The organism is Streptomyces sp. TRM49041 (assembly GCF_008271805.1).
GTDB lineage: Bacteria > Actinomycetota > Actinomycetes > Streptomycetales > Streptomycetaceae > Streptomyces.
In genome coordinates this window covers 67,386-86,371 of sequence record NZ_VSRY01000146.1, presented here as the reverse complement: position 1 = coordinate 86,371, position 18,986 = coordinate 67,386, and the positions used below count along the sequence as shown (strand labels likewise).

Here is an 18,986-nt window from a genome sequence, read left to right as displayed (position 1 = left end):
AGCTCAACGCCCTACCCGCAAACAGGTGGTCCGGCTCCCTCGCCGGGCCACCGCCCCGCTCCAGGAGACAGGCCGTGATACCGCGTCCCCCTCGCTCGTCCGAGCCCACGATCGCCGAGGCCGGCGCCTGGGCGGACGTCCTGGTCCGCCGACGCCTCCTGCACGCCGCAGTCCTCGCCCCGACCGGCCAGTGGCTCGTCCAGTTCCAGCCCGACGAACCCGTCCGCGTCCTCAACGGGCCGGCCGACGTCGTCGAGCTGGCCGCCACCATCCAGCACCGCACCCGCTCAACGAGGCCCGAATCCCGATGACGAACCCGATCCAGAACGGCAACACCCCGGAACCTGCTCATGACCTCAACTTGATCTCGGGGCGAGCAAGTTGGGGCGGAAGTAGTACTTCCGCCAAGCCCGCCCCTGAAGGGGCGGGAGAGGACCTGCACCGGGGGGCGCAGGTCCTGGGGGCTTCGACCGAGGGCGGATCGAAGCCGGAGGAGGAGCGCAAGCCGAATCGTCGACCTCGTGAGCGTCCTGCCCGTCAGCGTCCTCGTCAGCCGCCTGAAAAGAAGCGCCGCCACCTGCGTACGACCCGCTTCAACGACGCCGAGTTTGCCCTGATCGTTTCCGCTGCCGCCCAGTGCAACCTGACCGTCGGCGGCTTCCTCGCCCGTGCTGCGCTTGCTGCGGCCCGAGATCTCGACCGAACGAATGCCGAGATCGCCACCGAACGCGATGTTCTGACTGCCCTGTTCGACAGCCGGCGCAAGCTCGGCTGGGCCGGCAGCAACCTCAATCAGGTGACGAAGGCCCTCAACGCCGGTGCCGATGCGGCCCTCCCTCAGCTGGAGGCAAGCCTCGCGGCCGTGCGGCGGGCCGCCGACGCGGTGCACGCCGCCGCGACCGCGGTCCTCGAACAGCAGCAGGCAGCATGATCCCGAGCGTCAACCCGCCCGGCGAGCGGACCATCGGCCTGCTCGCCTACCTCTACGGCCCCGGCAAGCGTGAGGAACACGTTGACCCCCACCTCGTGGCCTCCTTCGACGGCATGGCCCCCGACCCCGGCCGCGACCCGAACGCCACACTGAAGGCCCTCCAGCAGCTCCTGGACCAGCCCGTCCAGGCGCTGCCGTCGCACGCCCGGCCTGCCAAGCACGTGTGGCACACCTCCGTCCGCACCGCCCCCGGCGACCGGACCCTGTCGGACGAAGAGTGGGCCGAGGTCGCCCGCCGGATCGTCGCCGCCACCGGCATCGACCCCGGCGACGGAGAGCCCGGTTGCCGCTGGGCCGCCGTACGGCACGCGGAGGACCACATCCACATCGTCGCCACCCTCGTGACCGAGGACGGCCGACGCCCTGACGACTACCGTTCGGGCGCCCGTGCCCAGGCCGAGGCCCGGCTCATCGAGAAGGAACTCGGTCTCCACCAGGTCGCCCCCGGCGACGGCACGGCTGCTCAGCTGCCCACCAGCGCCGAGCGACACAAGGCCGAGCGCCAGGGCCGCGAGCGCACTGCCCGCGAAGAACTGCGCGAGACCGTACGACGTGCCGTGGCCGGCGCGAGGAGCGAGGAGGAGTTCTTCGACCGGCTCGCCGGCGCCGGCCTCCTGATCCGTAAGCGCGCCGCGCCGTCGGGGGACCTCCTCGGATACAAGGTGGCCCTGCCCGACGACCGGAACAAGGACGGCGAGCCGGTGTTCTACCCCGGCGCGCGACTCGCTCCCGACCTCTCACTGCCTCGCATCCGGGAGCGCTGGTCCGGCGGTACCCAGAACAACCCCGCTCCTCGGCAGGGGGATGCAGTCCGTACGGGGCCGGGCACTCCGGCCGCTGCCCGCCGCAGGACGGCATCGGCCGCGTGGCAGGCCATGCTCGTCATCGAGCACGGCGACGACGCGGTCGCCGCCGCCCACATCGCCGCGGCCGGTGAAGTCCTGGACGCCCTCGCGAAGACGTCCGCCGCCCACACCCGCCGCGAACTGCGCGACGCCGCAACGGCCTTCGAACGGGCCTCGCGCTCCCACGTCCGCGCCGTACGCGGACACGACCGGGCCCTGCGGCAGGCCGCCCGCGACCTCGTCCACGGCGGCCCGGCCCTCGGCCGCGGTGAGGACGGCGCGAGCACCGCGATGGCCATCGACATGCTGTTCTTCCTGATCACCGCCGCCGTGCACTGGCACGCGAGGAAGGGCCACGCGCAGCAGGCCGCCGCCGCCCGCCAGGCCGCCGAGCACCTGCGCTCCGCCTACCAGGAGGCCGCCGCCCAGCCTCTCGGTGTGCTCTACCAGCGGGGCCGGCGTCTGAATCGGCCCCTGCTCCAGCGGCAGACGGTGGTGCTGCGCGAGGCGCTGCCCGGGCTGGCCGAGCAGATCCTCGCCGAGCCCGGCTGGTACGCCTTGGCCGCGACGATCGCAGACGCCGAAGCCGCCGGTCACGACCCGGCCACCCTCCTGACCGGCGCGGTCGAGCGTCGCGAACTCGGCACCGCGGACTCTGTGAGCGATGTGCTGGTGTGGCGGATGCGGCGGATGGCCGACCTGCCCGCCGACGCATCGGAACTGCCTGCGAACGGCACGACAGGTGGCCAGTCCACATCGCGCAGGGCGGCATCCCGGCCCTCTGCACATGACCGCCGTCGCGGCGGAGAGGGCGCGTCCGGCAAGACCCGGTAAACGGGCGCGGAGCTGGGCGATCGACGAGGGCGCGCCAGCCGCGGCGTGCCGAGGAAACGGCTCCTGACCTCCTGGAAGGTGACTGTTGACTTTGTGAATTGAGGCCGTCCCGGCCATAAGGCACGATCATGACGCGAGCAGGTAAGGCAAGGGAGGACGTCAGGGTGTTTCACCGGATACGCCGCCGGGCGGCGGAGCCCAGCGAGGCGCAACGCCGATTCTTCGAGCTGTCGGCGCGGCTGCAGGACCAGGTCCCACCCGGGATCGGGGGGCCGCTGGCCGAGCCGGATCACAGCGAGCCGGCCGCCGTGATGGACGACTTCCTTCCGCCGGAACTACGGGTGCCCAGCCACGACCAGCTCGACGGCCGCATGATGCCCTGGGCGCAGCCGCTCGTCCTCGACGGCGAGATGGTCGCCTGCGCCGCGTGCGGCGCGTACCGGGACTGGCTCATCCTCTCCACCCACGACCGGATCTGGCTGCGCTGCCGGGCCGGCCACCAGCAGCAGGAGATGCGCCTCGACACCGCCTGGTACAACCGGAGCGCCGGGCCGGCGGACGCGACGCACGCCACGTTCGAGGACTGCCTGCGCCACCTCGGCCACTGACCCCCACCCCTACAACCCCACCGGGCCCCCGGGTCCGCACTGACCACCCGTCGCCTAGCACCAAGGGGTCAGTTCCGTCATGCGCGTTCGCGTCACCACCACCGCCCTCGGTATCACCGCCGCTCTCCTCGCCGTGCCCGCCTGCTCCACCGGCACGAAGCCCGACACCGCACCCTCCGCCCGTACCGGGAAGCCGGCCGACGCCGCCCAGAGGACTGCCATGCTCTCTTCGGCCGCGCTGGAGACGCGCCTGCTCGACGAGGGCGACCTCGGCAGCGGCTACCTGCGCAAGCCGGAGCCTCCCGCCCAGCACGACGACGTCACCGTCATCGGCTGCCCGGCCCTGAGCGAGCTGGGCGGCAGCGCGGCCACCGGCGGCGCGCTCACCTTCCCGCGCAAGGCTAAGGCCAGCTTCACCTACGCCGGCAGCAGCAGCTCCGAGATCTCCGAGGAGCTGTACAGCGACAGCGCGAACAAGCTGTCCGACGGCATCGGCCGGATCTTCGACGCCATGACCGGCTGCCCCACCTATCAGGTCGTCGCGGGCGGCACCGCGATCGACATGGCCTCGGAGAAGCTGCCCGCGCCCCACCAGCTCGGGGACGAGCAGTGGAGTCAACTCCTGACTTTCTCCGCTGGAAGGCGAAGCACCGTGGTGAAGCAGACCGCGATCCGCGACGGCAGTCTGCTGCTGATCGTCTCGGGCTCCCCGGCCCTCGTCGACCGTCACCTTGAGAAGGCTCTCGCCAAGGCGGAAAGAGTCGGCTGACCGGCCTGGACATGCTGCTGCCCCCGACCGTCGCGGTCGGGGGCAGCAGCGCGTTGCGCGTACGAGCGTTCCCTACCCGAGAAAAGAAGCCCGGCCTCCCATTCGGGAGAGGCCGGGCTGGTGCACGTCGGGGAAAGGGGACCGCAGAGCGCTAGATGGCCGGCGCGCGTAGGAGCCGCTCCCGGGTGGCCTCGGGCAGCACCCGGCGCAGGACCGGCGCGGTCGAGCTGAGGGAGGCGGCGAAGGCCGCGACGAGATCGTGCGGGACGCTGGCACCGAAGGACACCGCCCACAGGCACGGTGCGCCGAGCGCGGGCTCGGCCCACGCCTGCCACCCAGCCGGTCCCACTTCGTCGGCCGCGGTGGTCAGGGCGCGCGGGTCGGCGTCCTGGATGAGGGGCGGCACCTCGCCGAGGCTGATGTGCGAGGTGAACGTCGGGTCTGTCGCCGCCGCCTGGGGCTGGTCGATGTCGCGGAGCCAGCCGTGCGCAGCGACGGCGTCGAGGACCAGCTCGGGGCCGGCGATCGGCACGGCGGGCTGGTCGCGAGCATCCAGCGCGACGAGGAAGTCGGCCACGGACTCGCCGGGGACGTCGGGGGTGAAGTACGCCGACCACTGAGCGAGCGGGCTGCTCTTGTCGGCGCGGGCGGAGATCTGCCAGGCGATCGGCAGATCCCCCAGGTGGAACGGTTCGTCCGCCAGGCTCCACTGGGCCCACCGGAGGGTGTCGGGGCTGATGTGCAGGACGGTGCTGCGCAGGACCTGGCGGTCCTCGTCCGCTTCGTCCGGCTCGTGGCGACCGCGGACGATCGTCAGGCTCGTCCAGCCCAGGCCGGCGAGCGTGTCGGCGACGGTGTCGTAGAGGCGCTTGTCGTCACCGGCCAGGTGCCGGGGCCCGACCCAGAACGCGGGCTGGCCGCCGGGCGGGGTGGACGGGTCGAGCGAGAAGTCGGGATACAGGGGCGCCTCCAAAGGCTCGGTGCGGTTCTACTTGCCGCCGGCAGTTCGGCGGGGGCGGCGCGGTGGTGCCTGAACGGGGCCCTGCCAGGAAAGGGCGACGGCGACCTCGGGCGGCAGATGGCCGAGCTGTGTGTCCTCGTCCCGCCCCTCTGCGAGGTAGACAACGGTCCGGCCGGTCTCGTCCACGGACTGCACGACCTGCGCGAGGCGATGTGCCATGGGAAAGAACGGATTCATGGCCTGGCGGACCGGAGCGCTCCGGTCACAGGCGGACAGCAGGTCGATGAGCTCGTCAACGGTCATCTCCGGACGCGTCACGAACAGCCTCCTTGTGTGGGGAAAACGGTGAGTGGTGGTTACGGCCTGCCATCGGGAGTCGGCGAGCCGCCCTCGGGTGAGGTCTTCGGCCGCCCCTGCGGTGTCACACCCGCCGTGAGGTCTCCAGCACGCGTGCCACTGCAGCGGCGACGATGTCGGCCGGCGTCTCTGTGTCGAAGGACACGTGGTAGCCGCGCACCTTGGCTGTGCCGGTGACGGCGATCTTCCATCCTTCGCCATCGGTGCCGGGACGACCGAGCGGGAACCAGCCCATGTAGAACCGGCCGTCCTTACTGCTGACGTGCACGTCCGCACGGTCGTCCACGATGAGGTTGAAGTCCTCCGCGGAGAACTGGTCCATGACGAGCGTGGGCTGGCCGGGACCGAGCTGCCACTCGCGTAGCCGCAGGGCTTCGATGGTGGTGGAGAAACCGGGTCCAACGGGAGCCATGGTCACGGGCAATCACCTCTTTGACCTGGGGTTTCTTGCAAGGTCGTCTACGTTGACATGGTCTCGCCCGCGTTGGCCAGTCTTTCCGCGCTCTTTGCTGTCTGCCCCCGGCGAACTGTTGTCCCTCGGGGTCAGCGGGGTAGTGGACGTTTGGGCTGTACCGGAGGCGGCTTCTTGTGTTGCGGCTAAGGAAGCTAGGAGGCGCCGGCCCTCTTCGGAGGGTGGGCCTCGTGAGGGCTGCGGCCGGCCTCCGTGCGCAGGATGGCCACGCTGACGCCGCCTTCACCACCGGCACCGCCCTCGTCATCGACGGAGGCCAGACCGCCTGACCCACCCAAAGAGCTGCGACGTTGGGGTGACGCGGCGGCGCGTCACCTCGGGGACCAGGGGACCTGCCGCAGTCGCTGTGGTCAAATCCGGAGCGGTGGGCCCGGCGGGGTCCCTGCCCTGTGCTCGACCCGACGTCGAGCACGCCGTGGAGAAGCCAACTCGGCCGGCACCGCTGCATGGTCCGCATGTTCCTCGTGGCTCTCCGCCGCGCGCTGTGTCGGGACGGCTCCGCGGTGTTGAGGGGTACCGAGTCATGAAGACAACCGCCGTCGAACGTCGCGTCGAACTGCTGCGTCTGTACACCGGCATGCCCTGGCAGTCCGCCCGGCGCCGGGTCGAGGCCGCCGCGCCTGACTCCCTGCTGATCCCTCAGCCTGACGCCGACCAGCTGCTGATGGAGGCCCGCGTGATGGCCGCACTGGCCTGGCGTCGGATCACCACGCTGCACCCCTGGGGTATCGAATACGTCGACCCGCGCCCGGACCGCCTTCTGATCCGATTCGAGGCTGACCCGGTCGATCGGCGCGACCCGGAGGAGACCCAGGCCCTGGACCTGGCCGAGGCGCTGCTGCCGCGCGCCGACGAGTACGGCGACATCAAGGGGGTGCCAGGGGCTCGTACCCACGTCGAGCGCGGGCAGGTGGTGCTGCGCGTGCTGGACACGTCCGCCTCCGTCACCCTGCTGGGTCTGGACCCCGATGAGTGGCTGCGTGCGGTCGACGTCCAGGACCGGCAGATGGGCGTCTACGGCATGACGCCGTGCCACCGCGACCTGCCGGCCCGGTGGCACCCGGCCGAGCGTCCCTACCGGCGGCCGGGCCGCCGGGGCACCGCGGCGTCGGCCTGGCTGACCAGCGGGCTGCTGCGCCGGGTCGGCCTGATCCGCACCCTAGGGACGCCGCTGGCCGTGACCGGCTGGCTTGGCCACCACGAACGCGGCGGTGGCGAACGCTGGATCATCGACCCCACTTTCGCGGAAGGTTCCGGCGCCGCCGGCCACCGGCGGCTGATGGCGCTGCTCGCGGCGCCCGGCTGGGGCCTGCCCCTCGCCTCCGTGGACGAGCACTGCAGCTGCCATCTGCCGCCCGGTTACAGCGATCAGTGCACCACCGTCGTCGCCGGCCTAGCCGAGCGGCCCGGGGTGCTGGAGGTGCGCGCCATCCAGCGTCGCGGCGACCGCTTGAAGCGGATCCAGGAGCACCGCCCGGAGATCTACGCTGCCCAGCAGCAGCTTGCCGTCTCCGTGCCCGCCTGGGTCAACCGCTGGCTCGAGCGCGGTGGATCTCCTGTTTCAGACGTACTGGTCGCGCCGTCACCAACCTTCGCTGACAATCACTGACAGATCATGAGTCACAGCCGATGTGACTGAGCACGCTAGTTGGCCACCTGAGCATCAGGCTGGGGGCGTCGCGCACATAGGCCGGGAACTACCCAGGTCACTCACCGGGTGTTCGTCATGTAGGCAGACCGCTACAAGATCAGCGACCTGTGGGTCGATTGGGGCCTGGGCGTCGCTGGTGGGCAGGCCAGCCGCCGTCCTCACGCATGGGCGACATGTGCCTTTGGGAGCGAAGTACGAAGCTCCGGGTACTTCATGCATACGCACCCGAGCAGAATGACGTCCGATGCCAGCTTCCCGCTTAGGGCATCCAGCTTTCGATCCAGCCTGTCTTCCCAGTACAGGGTTCGCATCTGCCGTTGCTCATCAAGCCCTGGCTCGGCAGCGGCAAGATCATGAGCTCCCGGCAGTACCTCTGCAGCCCAGCCCTCCACATCGGAGCCCAGCCCATCCTCCGGTGCGCGATCGACCGCCTGACTCGCCAAGCCGGTGAACGTGGTGCGGTGCGCGCGGGCGACACCTTCGACAGCGCGGAACACCGCAGGAGGCCAGAGCACAGCGCGGGTGACCAGGGAGGATGGCTGCCATCCCTCAGGACTTGTCATAGGTGCCTCCTCACGTGGTGAAGCCGAGCCTACTCGCGCTTTGCTCGCCACAGTAAGCATGGAGTATCCGGTCTGACAGGAGCCCCAAGCAACCAAGCGAGGGGAACCCTGGCCCCTGCTCGTAGCCAGCCAGCATCGGCAGGTGAAGGTACGGGTGCATTCCCTTGAGCTCCAGGTGCTCTCCGATGCATGAGCCAAGCGATTGCGGTGTGGCCGCTGGCCTCGGATCGCCTGGCTTGGCGTCGGCAGGGGTGATCGCGTTCTGAATCCGTTGGCGAGCGCCATCACCAAGCAATGAGAGCCACCACATATCGTCAAAACCCATCGCGACGACCGCGAAGTCGACCCTCTCGATAACCCTCTCCCGCTTCGTCTCCGGATCAATCACCCTTATGCAGGGCACTCCGTCGTCAATGAGGATTTCATCAACTTCACCAGCGATTGTCGTCAGATTCTCGGCCTGATTTATGCCACTTTTCGCAAGAAGTGAAAAAACGCCATTTGACGTATGCCGCAGAAATCTCTTTCGACTCCCGTCCTCCAGTTGCACCCAATTCGCAGGATTTGAGTAGTGGCGATTCTCGTCGAAACTCTCACCTCGGCTATACAGTACACCCCACGGGGCAAACACCTTTATTTGGCATTTTGGGAACTCGCTAAGGAGAGATAGGATCATCGAAGCCGAGGCCCCACCATCGCCGATCACCCCAATTACGCCACCCGAGCTCTTTATATCCTCTCTCAGTTGGTCACCTATGGCGTTGCCACGCCAGAAGTTCTGAGCATCCGTCACAACGCCAGGCCAGCCGCCCTCTAGCTTCGGCATCCTTGCAGCTCCTGGCCCCGTGACGACTATCCCATCACAGCGGTGCTTCTCGGCCCCGACCGACACTTGCCATCTATCGTCGAGAAGCTCGACGTGAGTGACTTCCCCGCGGATGATGACCTCCGCTGCAATCCGCTCCTTGATTTTCTCGGCAGCCCAACGAAGATATTCTGACCATACCGATAGTCGGGGTGCTGGGAGTCCGCGGTCTACCCAATCGGCGAATCGATGGGTGCGGTGTCCACTGTCGTCCACAAGGAACGCCTGCCAACTGTATTTGAGCATAGCGCGGTTCACGTTGGCGTTATGCGAACCCCATACGGTGGAGCGATAAGGGAACCCAAGGTCCTTGAGTGGGGATGTGGCCAGGGCGTGACTGCCATCGGTGTACCCATGCTCACCTGACCAGTAGGCTCCCGCCCCGCCCTTTTCGATGAGGGAGACCTTCGGGGCAGCTTCGCCGAGCTGCAGCTGGCCGAGTTCGGCAGCTTTCGCCGCCAATGCTATTCCTTTTGGGCCCGCTCCAATGACGATCAGTTTCTTATCGGGCACCATACCCTCCGGACTGCGTCGGGTGGGCTCGGAACTTCCCTACTAGACTTTATTTTGCCCGGTGCACGATGGACTGTCTTGTTGAAGGCAGGTGCTCGTGCGCACTAAATGCCGGGCCGTCGAGAGCCAGCCAGACCGGCTGGAGCAGATTTCACAACGGGCGGCGGGCGTCGCGAGCAACGTCTGGACCGCCCCGCCGCCCGCCGACGCTCACTTCGATCAGGGGGCAGGGTTGCGCGGGCCGGCGCTGAGCGGCGGGTTTTGGCGATCTCCCGGTCACGACCGCAGTACTGCGGTGAACTGACCTCGTGGAGTCCCGGAACGGTGGTGCGGTACGCGAAATCGGGCCGGTGTGGTCGCACGCCTGCGCTCTCGACGAGCTGTTCCTGCCGTACGCGGTACCCGAGGAGGCCGTCGGCCGGCTCGACGATGCGCCGGACTGGCTGCGTACGTGGACGACGGTCTGGAAGGCGGGCAAGGCCGACGTCATTGTGCCCGTACGAGACCTCGCGGACGCGCCGACGGCGTTGTCCGTGCCGGTACGCCAGTTCTCCTGGCGAGCTGGGCAGAGGCACCGGCCGGGGCTGGAGTTCCTGGTCTCTACGGGTCGACAGCACGGGTTCAAGAGCCTGGCGGAGCGTCGTCTGCTGCTGGCCCTGGACTTCGCTGGCGGGGTGGTCGAGGTGCTGTCGCAGCCATTCCGCCTGCGGTTCTTCCAAGCCGACGGCGCGGACTCGCAGCCTACGTCTGGGCCCGCGTCACCCACCGCGAGCACCTGTTCGCACCCGCACCAGCCGAGGTCCGCGACGACGCCGACCTGAAGACGGCCTGGCGAAGGGACACCACCACCGTGTTCAGCCTCCTCAAGCGGGCTCAGCGCTATCCCCGCTACCTCATGCTCAAGGAGCTGCTCGACGCCCACTCCGACCGGCTCGCCGAGAGCTTGGACTGCCAGCGCTCAACCGGCCAAGAACAACGCTCACTGGCCAACTACAACGCTCAGTCACAGCCGATCCCTGCGCGCTCTACCTGCACAGATGCGACAGAAATCGAACACGTGATGCAATAACCGTATGCGATGCTCTGCTTTCCCCGAGGACCTGATCGCCGCGCAGTCTGCCTGGCAGCGGACCTATCGGAGCCTCGCTGACCCGGCCCACCGTGGGCGGACGACGGTGCTGCGTCGGCGCCTGCTGGAACTATCGGCGCAAGTGTGGTGGCACCCCTACTGGCATGAGGCGGGAACCGGGCAGCGGGTGGCGCTGCGCACGGCGGCGCGGGAGCTGGAAGCCGGGGCCGGGTAGGTGGACGGCCCGAGCGGTGGCCGGCGTACGGCCGGATCCATTCCGGCCGAGATATCGCTGAGCCTGCCGGACGGGCAAACCGTTCGGGTCCGTCTCCACGAACGGCGGGAAGTTCCTGGTCCCTTTCCATGGCGCTATCTCCTTGGAGTCCCTTCCTGGGTCGCGCGCCCGGACGGGGTCGAAGCCGCCGAGTACACGGTCTGGGTGACCGATCGGCAGCTGACGCCCATCGAGGGAGTGGATCTGTCCGGCGTGCCGACGCGTCGTCTGCCAGGTCCGCCGCCGCGGCCGGCCCCCGGCTGGGTGGTCCGTCCCGCCCCTGAGCGCCGGGGGCGGACGGTCGTGCATGACGCCATGTGGCTGGAGGCCGTGAACGCGCTGATGCGGGACGGGGCGCGCGCCTGCACAGACTGCGACGCCTCCGCCGTTCTCATTCCGGCGCTCGAACTCGGTCAGGAGCACGGATAGCGGCATGGGCCGGCGCGCACGACGGCGCTGGTGCCGGGCGCCGACCGAGCAGGCGCCGGAACCACCCGGTCGCTCCCGCCTGATAGCGGACAACGGTGTCCGGGCGCAGCGCCCGCACCCATAGAGGAGCACCGATCACGATTCGGTGTGCGTTGGCCATGCCCAACTCGCCGTCGAGATTCCACCGGGCGTCGTCCAGGACCACGTCGGCGTAGATCTCAGCACACCAGTGGGCCTGGCGGTCGTGTCCCAGGGTGTACCCGCGGGTCCACGGTTGGCCCTCGTGTTCTTGGCCTGGTCGCTGACCTTGCTGAACCGCGATCTTCAGGGCTTCCACGGCACGGGACTGGTCGTCGTCCCACTGCCAGGTGTTCTCGGTGCCCCGGCTGCGCAGCAGTTCCTCGATGGCGGGGGCGGCGGACGAGACCCAGCCAGCGTCGAGCGCGTCGCCGGGGCGGAAGCCTTCGACGTGTTCCATGCTGCCGAAGAGGACGACGTCCACCGGTCGTCCCTCCGCGCAACGGGTGCGGATGTGGCAGAGCACGGCCTCGTTCGCGGCGTAGTTCCCGACGAACTCGGCGAACTCCACATGGCCGGTGCCCTGGGCGTAGGGGACGGAGGGAGGGCCGTCGAAGGTGGAGGCGGCGAGGGGCCCGAGCTTGCGCAGGAGTCGCTGTGCGATCCGCAAGCGGTTCCTGGCGCGGTGGGCCTCACCGATCTGGAGTTGGGTCATGGGGACGCTCAGGGTGAACGACCACTGCCAGCGGCGTTCCAGGGCAAGACCGATCTCCTCGGCGACAGCGCGGACCCGGCGGTCGGACCAGTACAGGTACCGTCCGATGTCGCCACCTCGTGTCACGAAGCTTCCTCCGCTCTCGCACGCCTTCACCTTTGGCCGACTGTAGGGGCTCCGCCGGGCGGTGTGGCGGTCTTACCGAAGGTGGACCCAGTGGGCACGCGGCGGTAGACGAGAGCAGGCCCCCGGGATGACGTCCCGGGGGCCTGCTGGTGGCGGGGTGATCTTCGGCTAGTTGGTCTGGCTGGTGTCGTCCGGCTCGGGCTCGGCCGGCGTACGACGGCGGGTGACGACCAGGGCGACGGCGCCCGCGGCGACGAGGAGACCCGCGCCGCCGGCAATCCACGGGGTGGCGTCGGCGCCGGTGTGGGCGAGGGAGCCGGCCGGAGCCTTCGGCGTCGTGTTGTCGTTCGGCCCGGCCGCTGCGGTGGGCGAGGAGACGGCGTCCGGCGTGCTGGTGCCCGTCGGGGAAGGCTTTGTCCCGCCGGTCCCGCTGCCGCTCGGCTTGTCCGCAGGTGTGGACGGGGTGCCGGTGGGCTCGTGCGTCGGCTTATCCGACGGGTCGGGCTTCGGAGTGGTGGCGGTCTTGGCGTTGGCGACGGTCACGGTGACCGGCGCGCCGGGGCCTGCGGTGAACGTCTTCGACGGCTTGTAGAGGTCGTAGTCGGCGGGGGCCTTCACCTGCTTCACCCAGAAGTCGGTCTTCCGGCTGGTCACGGGCAGCTCTCCGGTGGCTGTGCCCTGCGACCCGGTGGTGAGGGTGAGCAGGGTCTCACTGCCCGTTCCGATGTTCACGGTGGAGCCGGGCAGCAGCTTTCCGGTCTTGTCGTCCTTGGCCTGGAGGAGGACCTTGGCGGCCTTGAACGGGTCGGTGATCGTCAGCGGTGTGGTCGCGCCGGGGGTGACGATGACGTCCTGGTCGGCGACGACCTCGTGGAGCGGACTGCCGGAGGACGTCTCCTTCAGCCGGTACACACCGGGGGCAAGGTCGGGGAAGGTCAGCTTGCCCTGCGCGTCGGTCTGCCCACGTCCGGCCTCCTTGCCGGTGGAGTCGAGCAGGAGGAACTCGGCGCCGGGGAGGACGTCCCCGGCCGCGTCCTTCTTGGTGATCGCGATGCTGCCCGCATCCGGGGCCGGTGTGTCGGCGGGAGCAGCGGAGGCCGAGGGCGTCGGCTCGGACGACTGGGCGGTCGCGGCCGGCGCCCAGGTGAGGGTGCCGGTCACCGCGGCGGCGACGGCAGCGGATCGGACGGCGCCACGGACGAAACGAGCATGCACGGGAAGAGGGTCTCCTTGATCAGGTGGTGGGGAGTTCATCGGGTCCGGCCAGCGACCGGAGGCGCGGGCGGGCGGGCGGGTGAGCAGACTTAAGGTTCAGCGGGCGCGGCCACCACTGCGAAAGGCTGGCGGGGCGGGAGCCTTATGGGCGGTCCTGCCAGCAACGCGGCTCGGCGCGGACGCGGTCCACGCGCCGGGGAACCAGACGGCGGTGTACCGCTCGATCGCATCGCGCAGGCCGGTGGTGACGGCGCCCTCCCACGGTGGCTGACCGGGGCGGTGGTACTTGTCGAACGTGCCGTACTGCTTGGTGCCGCTCCGGGTGTTGTGGGCTTCGTCGCGACGGTGGAATGTGCCGTGGTCCTCGAAGCTGAGTGCCACCGCATCGATCTCGCCCCGGTCCGCGTGGAGGACCGCCAGGCGCAGGCCGCCGTAGGTGTCCGCGTGGATGGTTCCGGTGAAGGTGATCCCCAGCCGCAGCGGTGCGCCCGGGGTGGGGGTTGCGTAGTAGGTGTTGCCCACGACGGTGCTGTCGTGGAACGGGAGGCACAGTTCGGCGAAGAACTCGGGGGCCTGCAGGGACAAGAAGGGGCTCCGGTCGAGGTCGCTATCGGCGTGGGCCGGGCAAGGCCGGGCGGCTGGTGGTGCTCCAGCGCGGGACGCTGGAAGCGGGGAGCGCGGCCGGGCGGCGTGATGCGGCAGCCCGTTGGACGTCCAGTGGGGTGGGGGCCGGTGGCTCGGGCGGGAGGATGGGAGTGAGCTGGGCCATGCCCTTGATGTAGCTGAGCGTGTCCTGACGCCAACGGGGCAGCGGGGCCGGGTCGGAGACGCACTGCGTTACGGCGGTGAGCAGGGCGACGGGGGTGTCGGTGCTGGCGGTGGCGTACCAGACGGGCCGGTCGATGGACTTGCCGGCCCACAGCTGCCAGCGGGCGTCGCGGGTGGTCAGCTCGGCTTCCGGATCGAGGTCGCCGGTGGTGAACTCCAGACCGGCGAGCCCGTCCGGGGACTGGACCGCGAAGACGCCCCAGCGCGGACGGTCGATCTCCCAGCGCTGCTTCAGGAGGGGCACGACGGCGAGGAAGGGATCGTGCTCGTCGCTCCCGGCGACCGGCCTGGTGAGGTAGGCGGTCGGCCCCTGTTCGTACGCCGTGGCGAGAGCTGTGGTGAAGGCGGCCACGAACTCGGTGGGGAAGCGGTCGTTGAAACAAACACCCCACATCGGCGTGCCGAACGGGTCACGGTAGGCGTTGATCCGCCAGAGCCCATCGTCCTCGCCTTCGGGCAGGTAGCCCAGGCGTACGCGCCGGTCGGGGGCGCTCACATAGACGTTGCCGTCCTCGTCGTGCTGGAGGTCCCAGCCGAGGTCGAGGAGCGGGGCGAGGGCAGGGTCGCCGATCCCGGTGGTGGAGGCAAGGTAGCGCGGGGAGACGTAGACGTCTCCGTCGATGTCGTGGCGCGCGTCGGGCTGGTGGCTCATCGTTCCGCCCGCGTGGTCACGGTGATCTCTTCGGCGGCGGTGTCGAGGCGCTCGTTGACCTCGGCGGTGTCGCGGCCCATGACGATGTAGAACCCGGCGCGGGCTGTGAACAGGTCACCCTCGGGTGGAAGGAGGAGCAGGTCGCCGACCTGTCGCATCCATTGCACCTGCCGCAGCCACGGAGTGTGGGCGGCGTACGGCTGGTTGACCTGCCGCTCCGTGAGCATGCCGGAGGCGGCCGGGTAGAGCATGCGGATGCCTGCGGCCTGGCGGCGGGTACGCGTGAGGTCCGGGGTTCGGCCGCAGGCGAGGTCGGCGGCGGCCTTCGGCAGGTCGATGCCGGTGGCGAGGCGAACGAGGTGACCGATCATGTCGCCGCCGATCCTGGCGTTGACCTCGATCAGCCGAGGCCGGCCGCCGACCAGGCGCATCTCGACGTGTTGCACGCCGTCGGTGATCCCCATGGCTTTGACCGCGGCGGCGGCCACCGGGGCGAGCTGTTCGAGGAGCGGGTCGGTGGCATCGACGGTGTGTCCGGTCTCGTAGAAGTACGGGGCGGGCCCGAGGCTCTTGCGGGTCACGGCGACGGCGGTCGTCTCACCGCGGTGGGTGACGCACTCGACGGAGACCTCGGGGCCGTCGAGGTACTCCTCGACCAGGACACCGGTGTCCTCGCGGCTCTGGCTCGCTCCGGCGGAGGCGAACTCGAATGCGGCGGGCAGTTCTTCGGAATGGTCGATGCGGATCACGCCGATGCTGCCGGCGGATGCGGCGGGCTTGATGACGGCGGGGAAGCCGATGGTCGCCGTCGCCCGTTCAGCCTCCAGCAGGGTGCGGGCCTTCATCGAGGCGGCCGACGGCACCCCGTGGCGGGCGAACAGCGTGCGGGCGGTGGCCTTGTTGCGGCAGGCCCGCATCACCTCGACCAAGTTCGCGGGCAGACCGAGCGCACGGGCAAGGCGGGCGGTGGGCACGAGGTGCCACTCCTGCCAGGTGACAACGCCGGCGAGTTCGTGGCGTGCCGCCAGAGCCCGGCCCGCGGCGAGCAGCGCGGCGTCGTCATGAAGGTCGACGACGGCGTGGTCGACGATGTACGGCTTCTCCCACGACGGCTCGGTGCCCGTCAGCAGGACGACGTCGTACGCGACGGCCGCCTGCTCAAGGCAGTAGCCGCGATAGGTCTCATCGCCGGGAGCGACGACGAGCACGAGGGGGCGAGCGGACAAGGAAGCAGTTCTCCGGATCGTTGGACGGCAGTACGGGAAGGCGGGCTGTCAGTCGGCACGGCGGCGGCGTAGCTCGAACGCGCTGGCCCAGTGGGGATGCGCGGCAATGAGCCGCCTGGCGTACAGGGCGGTGAAGTTGTTGTTCAGCCCGGGCACGCCGTACGGGAGTTGTCGGCGCAGGTCCTCGAAGAGGTCCTTGAGGCTGATGCGCGTGGCGCCGGCGGCAAGGCGACGGGCGGCCATGCGCTCCAGCGCGCGGTAGACGTGCGGGTTCTGTGCGTCGAAGGCGTGGAACTGCTCGGTGATGGTGCGACCGCTCGTACGGTTCGCCCTGGAGCAGGCAGCGGGCATGGGGAAGTTCTCCACAGGCTGGGGAAGCGCAACGGGTCAGGTGCGCAGGGCGGGGTCGGTGCGCAGGCGGGCGAAGGCCGGGATCAGTCCGAGGGCCTGCAGGACGGCGCACGCGGTGATGACGTGGCCGAGCGCGTCGGGCGGGGTGATCGCGGTGAGCACGCCGGCGACGGGGAAGGGCAGCAGGAGGATGAGGATGGTCGCCGAGAGGGTGCTGCCGAACTTCTCCGGCGGGATCAGGCGGGAGCGCAGCGTACGCAGGACGACCGTCATGCCGCCCTCTGCGGCCATCAGGACCGCGACCAGGACCAGGTAGGACAGGTAGTCGGGGGCCTGTGCGGCGGCGAGGGTGGCGAGCGAGGCGAAGGCGGCGCAGGCGGCGCCGACCGGCCACAGGCCCAGGCGGTCGATCGCGAACCGGCAGAGCGTGACGCTGAGGAGCGTCGCTCCGGCAGCGGCGGACCAGACCAGGCCGACAGCGGTGGCCGACTGCCCGTAGTGGTGGATGACGATCACCGGACCGGCCGCCTGGAGGAAGCCGATGGCGAGGTTGGACAGGGTCAGGCCGGTCACGAGCCAGCCGAGCGCGGGCAGAGACCGAATGGTCCGCCACCCGGTGAGCAGCCTCGCACTCGTGTGGCCCTTCGCTGCTCGGGCCGGGGGGATCGGCGACGGCGGTGTGCGCAGGGCGAGCAGCGCGGCGAGCAGCGAGAACACCGTGATCACCGCGAGCATCTGCCACGGTCCGGCGAGCAGCAGCAGACCTGCCAGTGCCGGGCCGGCCAGGGTGGCGGTCTGGTCGATCCCGAGCAGCACGGCCTGAACACGGTGGGCCCGCCCACCCGCTCGGCGGCCGGCGGCGGCGCCCGCGGTCTCGGCCGCGATGTAACTGAACTCGGTGAGCACGCCCGTGGTGGCCGCGAGGGCCATCACCGTCACGCTCGCCACAGCGCCGGACGGGTGGAGGTACAGAAGGATCGCGCCGACGGCTACGACCAGCGCGCGGCCGAGGGAGGCGAGGAAGAAGACGACCGATGCCCCGCGCCGGTCAACAATCCCGCCTGCCCACCCGAACGCTGCCAACCTGGGCACCCACTCCAGGGCGAACGCCAGGCCCGTCAACGCCGCGGAGCGCGTGGTGACCAGCACCAGGAGCGGGATCCCGTAGGTGGACATGGCGAACGCGAGGGCATCCACGGTGCGCGGCAGGTAGATGCTGCGCAGCAGTCCCCCGGTGTGCTGGGCGTGCCGGGGGGTGACGCCTTCGCTCACGCGACCGGCTCTGGTTCAAGGAGCACAGTGACCTGCGGGTTGGCCTTCAGCCACTGGACCAGCAGAGCGCGCGGGTGGGCCAGACCCGCCTCGGCCTCGGCGCAGGGTGTGCCCTCGCCTGCTGGGCGTGCGGAGCCGTCAGCTCGGTCGGCGAGGAGCGCGGTGGCGAGCAGGCTGAGGGAGTGCTGGAGGCGGGTGGTGAAGTCGCAGACAGGGGTGGGGTAGGCGTGGCGCCGGGCCCAGCGGGCGGTGGCGTCGTAGAAGTCGGCCAGCTCCGAGCCAGCCTCGGTGAGGGCAAGGCCGGCACCCGGTGCGACCCGGACGAGACCGTGCACGCGGGCAACGTGGGTGGTCCGGCGAAGGTGGTGCGAAGAGAGGTCGGGAAGGGTGCCGGCGAGCCTTCTCGGCGGGATCGGCCCGTTGTCGTCGATCTCGCTGATCAGCCGGATCAGGCCCGGCGAGGACAGCAGGGCGAAGGCGTTGCGCAGTTCGGCCGGAGTGAAGGAGGCGGTCATCGGCGCGGACCTCCCGCCGTCAGCGCCGCCTTCGGGCGGGCGGTCGCGGTGTGCGAGAACAGGTCGCGGGTCTGCCACGTCGGGTGAAAGGCCCCCGCAACACGGGCAGCCGACGAAGCTGATGGAGCGGGCAGGGACACATTGCTGACCCACGGCTTCGGCGGGGGTGCGGCCCCCGGGCGCCCCCAGACCGGGTGCTGGGCGGCATGGGTGAGCGGCTGTCCGGAGGACCACGCGGACAGCGCGCCGAGGACGGGCCCCAGGCCGTCGCCCGCCACGGACAGGCGGTAGGGCTGGCCTATGCCCTCGGTGTCGACCAGACCGTCGGCCACGAGCTGCCGCAGCGGCGGGTAGATGTTGGTCCAGTCGCTGCTGGGCATGATGATCCTGGCCAGGGCCCGGCCGCTGACCTCTGCACGGGACTTCAGCACCCACAGGATGGCGGCGGCGTGCCGCCGGGTGAGCAGGGTGAGGCTGTCCTCGATCTGCTCGATCGCGGGCAGCGGGCGGTCCGCCTTCTCCAGGTGCTCCTCGGCCCAGGTGACGATCGTCGGCAGCACCGGCAGAAGGGCTGCGCCGCGGTCGGTGTGCCCGTAGGTGACGTGCCGCGAGGTGTGTTCGGTGCGCTGGACGAGGCCGGCGTCGCACAGCGACTTGAGCTTGGGGTGGAGCTGGCCGTTCTGCAGCCAGGACACCTTGGCCGCCAGCTCGCTGTACCGGAGCGGCGGACCGGAGAGTGCCAGCAGGATCCGCACGTTCCATCGCGGAGTGATCATGGCGAGCGCCTCGGTGACCCGCGCGATGTCAGCGTCGGTTTCAGGGGGCAGACCGGTGATGGCCAAGGGAGGAACTCCTGGGTGAGTGAAG

At 70.0% G+C, this 18,986-nt stretch carries 23 protein-coding genes; 9 read left to right on the top strand and 14 right to left on the bottom strand.

Annotated features, from left to right (window positions below; translation table 11 throughout):
- Positions 1-74 precede the first annotated feature (74 nt).
- The 5 genes from FVS66_RS20730 to FVS66_RS20710 all read left to right on the top strand — a co-directional run bounded on the left by FVS66_RS20730 (position 75) and on the right by FVS66_RS20710 (position 4,047).
- Positions 75-311 (top strand): hypothetical protein, encoded by a 237-nt coding sequence (locus FVS66_RS20730; protein ID WP_149182675.1) that lies wholly within the window; start codon positions 75-77, stop codon positions 309-311.
- Positions 308-931: a hypothetical protein gene (locus FVS66_RS36140; RefSeq protein WP_262387111.1), complete on the top strand. Its 624-nt coding sequence runs from the start codon at positions 308-310 to the stop codon at positions 929-931. Before FVS66_RS20730 ends, FVS66_RS36140 begins: the two co-directional genes overlap by 4 nt.
- The gene (locus FVS66_RS20720; protein WP_149182674.1) at positions 928-2,670 is read left to right on the top strand and encodes a relaxase/mobilization nuclease domain-containing protein; all 1,743 of its coding nucleotides are present in this window, start codon (positions 928-930) and stop codon (positions 2,668-2,670) included. Before FVS66_RS36140 ends, FVS66_RS20720 begins: the two co-directional genes overlap by 4 nt.
- Before the next feature lie 164 nt (positions 2,671-2,834).
- A complete protein-coding gene (locus FVS66_RS20715) occupies positions 2,835-3,278 on the top strand; it encodes a hypothetical protein (protein ID WP_187645626.1) in 444 nt (147 codons plus the stop codon).
- A 79-nt stretch (positions 3,279-3,357) separates the two neighbouring features.
- Positions 3,358-4,047 (top strand): hypothetical protein, encoded by a 690-nt coding sequence (locus FVS66_RS20710; RefSeq protein WP_149182672.1) that lies wholly within the window; start codon positions 3,358-3,360, stop codon positions 4,045-4,047.
- Between the two features lie 151 nt (positions 4,048-4,198).
- Here the strand turns inward: FVS66_RS20710 and FVS66_RS20705 are convergent, their stop codons facing one another.
- The 3 genes from FVS66_RS20705 to FVS66_RS20695 form a co-directional block, all read right to left on the bottom strand.
- Positions 4,199-5,020, bottom strand: a complete 822-nt coding sequence (locus FVS66_RS20705; RefSeq protein WP_149182671.1) for a DUF317 domain-containing protein — start codon at positions 5,018-5,020, stop codon at positions 4,199-4,201.
- Between the two features lie 15 nt (positions 5,021-5,035).
- Positions 5,036-5,326 carry a hypothetical protein gene (locus FVS66_RS20700; protein ID WP_149182670.1) on the bottom strand — a complete coding sequence of 97 codons (291 nt, stop codon included), beginning with the start codon at positions 5,324-5,326 and terminating at the stop codon, positions 5,036-5,038.
- Positions 5,327-5,429: 103 nt separating this feature from the next.
- A complete protein-coding gene (locus FVS66_RS20695; RefSeq protein ID WP_149182669.1) occupies positions 5,430-5,783 on the bottom strand; it encodes a DUF317 domain-containing protein in 354 nt (117 codons plus the stop codon).
- A gap of 577 nt (positions 5,784-6,360) precedes the next feature.
- Here FVS66_RS20695 and FVS66_RS20690 point away from each other — a divergent pair.
- Positions 6,361-7,446 (top strand): hypothetical protein, encoded by a 1,086-nt coding sequence (locus FVS66_RS20690; RefSeq protein WP_149182668.1) that lies wholly within the window; start codon positions 6,361-6,363, stop codon positions 7,444-7,446.
- 200 nt (positions 7,447-7,646) lie between these two features.
- On the opposite strand, the gene FVS66_RS20685 is transcribed toward FVS66_RS20690, so the two are convergent.
- Entirely contained in the window at positions 7,647-8,051 is a 405-nt protein-coding gene (locus tag FVS66_RS20685) for a hypothetical protein (RefSeq protein ID WP_149182667.1), read from the bottom strand.
- Between the two features lie 10 nt (positions 8,052-8,061).
- Positions 8,062-9,432 (bottom strand): SidA/IucD/PvdA family monooxygenase, encoded by a 1,371-nt coding sequence (locus tag FVS66_RS20680; RefSeq protein ID WP_149182666.1) that lies wholly within the window; start codon positions 9,430-9,432, stop codon positions 8,062-8,064.
- 305 nt (positions 9,433-9,737) lie between these two features.
- Here FVS66_RS20680 and FVS66_RS35150 point away from each other — a divergent pair, with 305 nt between their 5' ends.
- Genes FVS66_RS35150 through FVS66_RS20665 form a run of 3 tightly spaced genes read left to right on the top strand, consistent with a single transcriptional unit; the run spans position 9,738 to position 10,733 of the window.
- Entirely contained in the window at positions 9,738-10,250 is a 513-nt protein-coding gene (locus tag FVS66_RS35150) for a hypothetical protein (protein WP_187645625.1), read from the top strand.
- Positions 10,251-10,279: 29 nt separating this feature from the next.
- On the top strand, positions 10,280-10,498 hold the full coding sequence (locus FVS66_RS20670; RefSeq protein WP_149182665.1) for a hypothetical protein: 219 nt from the start codon (positions 10,280-10,282) through the stop codon (positions 10,496-10,498).
- A gap of 4 nt (positions 10,499-10,502) precedes the next feature.
- The gene (locus tag FVS66_RS20665) at positions 10,503-10,733 is read left to right on the top strand and encodes a hypothetical protein (RefSeq protein WP_149182664.1); all 231 of its coding nucleotides are present in this window, start codon (positions 10,503-10,505) and stop codon (positions 10,731-10,733) included.
- A 430-nt stretch (positions 10,734-11,163) separates the two neighbouring features.
- Here the strand turns inward: FVS66_RS20665 and FVS66_RS20660 are convergent, their stop codons facing one another.
- The 9 genes from FVS66_RS20660 to FVS66_RS20620 all read right to left on the bottom strand — a co-directional run bounded on the left by FVS66_RS20660 (position 11,164) and on the right by FVS66_RS20620 (position 18,961).
- Positions 11,164-12,060 (bottom strand): DUF7019 family protein, encoded by an 897-nt coding sequence (locus FVS66_RS20660; RefSeq protein WP_149182663.1) that lies wholly within the window; start codon positions 12,058-12,060, stop codon positions 11,164-11,166.
- A 168-nt stretch (positions 12,061-12,228) separates the two neighbouring features.
- Positions 12,229-13,275 (bottom strand): SpaA isopeptide-forming pilin-related protein, encoded by a 1,047-nt coding sequence (locus tag FVS66_RS20655; RefSeq protein WP_149182662.1) that lies wholly within the window; start codon positions 13,273-13,275, stop codon positions 12,229-12,231.
- Positions 13,276-13,371: 96 nt separating this feature from the next.
- Positions 13,372-13,860, bottom strand: a complete 489-nt coding sequence (locus FVS66_RS20650; protein WP_149182661.1) for a hypothetical protein — start codon at positions 13,858-13,860, stop codon at positions 13,372-13,374.
- A 22-nt stretch (positions 13,861-13,882) separates the two neighbouring features.
- A complete protein-coding gene (locus tag FVS66_RS20645) occupies positions 13,883-14,755 on the bottom strand; it encodes a DUF317 domain-containing protein (RefSeq protein ID WP_149182660.1) in 873 nt (290 codons plus the stop codon).
- Complete coding sequence (locus FVS66_RS20640; RefSeq protein ID WP_262387110.1) at positions 14,752-15,981, bottom strand: ATP-grasp domain-containing protein; 1,230 nt, start codon at positions 15,979-15,981, stop codon at positions 14,752-14,754. The genes FVS66_RS20645 and FVS66_RS20640 overlap by 4 nt, the downstream gene beginning before the upstream one ends.
- 48 nt (positions 15,982-16,029) lie before the next feature.
- The gene (locus tag FVS66_RS20635; RefSeq protein ID WP_149182659.1) at positions 16,030-16,332 is read right to left on the bottom strand and encodes a hypothetical protein; all 303 of its coding nucleotides are present in this window, start codon (positions 16,330-16,332) and stop codon (positions 16,030-16,032) included.
- 36 nt (positions 16,333-16,368) lie between these two features.
- On the bottom strand, positions 16,369-17,604 hold the full coding sequence (locus FVS66_RS20630; protein WP_149182658.1) for an MFS transporter: 1,236 nt from the start codon (positions 17,602-17,604) through the stop codon (positions 16,369-16,371).
- On the bottom strand, positions 17,601-18,119 hold the full coding sequence (locus tag FVS66_RS20625) for a regulator (RefSeq protein WP_149182657.1): 519 nt from the start codon (positions 18,117-18,119) through the stop codon (positions 17,601-17,603). Before FVS66_RS20625 ends, FVS66_RS20630 begins: the two co-directional genes overlap by 4 nt.
- A complete protein-coding gene (locus FVS66_RS20620) occupies positions 18,116-18,961 on the bottom strand; it encodes a winged helix-turn-helix transcriptional regulator (protein WP_149182656.1) in 846 nt (281 codons plus the stop codon). The genes FVS66_RS20625 and FVS66_RS20620 overlap by 4 nt, the downstream gene beginning before the upstream one ends.
- Positions 18,962-18,986 lie beyond the last annotated feature (25 nt).

What these genes read in the sequence shown, in the direction of transcription:
- FVS66_RS36140 (WP_262387111.1), top strand. Translation starts at nt 308, where the DNA reads ATGACGAACCCGATCCAGAACGGCAACACCCCGGAACCTGCTCATGAC.
- FVS66_RS20720 (WP_149182674.1), top strand. Translation starts at nt 928, where the DNA reads ATGATCCCGAGCGTCAACCCGCCCGGCGAGCGGACCATCGGCCTGCTC.
- FVS66_RS20710 (WP_149182672.1), top strand. Translation starts at nt 3,358, where the DNA reads ATGCGCGTTCGCGTCACCACCACCGCCCTCGGTATCACCGCCGCTCTC.
- FVS66_RS20690 (WP_149182668.1), top strand. Translation starts at nt 6,361, where the DNA reads ATGAAGACAACCGCCGTCGAACGTCGCGTCGAACTGCTGCGTCTGTAC.
- FVS66_RS20685 (WP_149182667.1), bottom strand. Translation starts at nt 8,051, where the DNA reads ATGACAAGTCCTGAGGGATGGCAGCCATCCTCCCTGGTCACCCGCGCT.
- FVS66_RS20680 (WP_149182666.1), bottom strand. Translation starts at nt 9,432, where the DNA reads ATGGTGCCCGATAAGAAACTGATCGTCATTGGAGCGGGCCCAAAAGGA.
- FVS66_RS20665 (WP_149182664.1), top strand. Translation starts at nt 10,503, where the DNA reads ATGCGATGCTCTGCTTTCCCCGAGGACCTGATCGCCGCGCAGTCTGCC.
- FVS66_RS20645 (WP_149182660.1), bottom strand. Translation starts at nt 14,755, where the DNA reads ATGAGCCACCAGCCCGACGCGCGCCACGACATCGACGGAGACGTCTAC.
- FVS66_RS20635 (WP_149182659.1), bottom strand. Translation starts at nt 16,332, where the DNA reads ATGCCCGCTGCCTGCTCCAGGGCGAACCGTACGAGCGGTCGCACCATC.
- FVS66_RS20625 (WP_149182657.1), bottom strand. Translation starts at nt 18,119, where the DNA reads ATGACCGCCTCCTTCACTCCGGCCGAACTGCGCAACGCCTTCGCCCTG.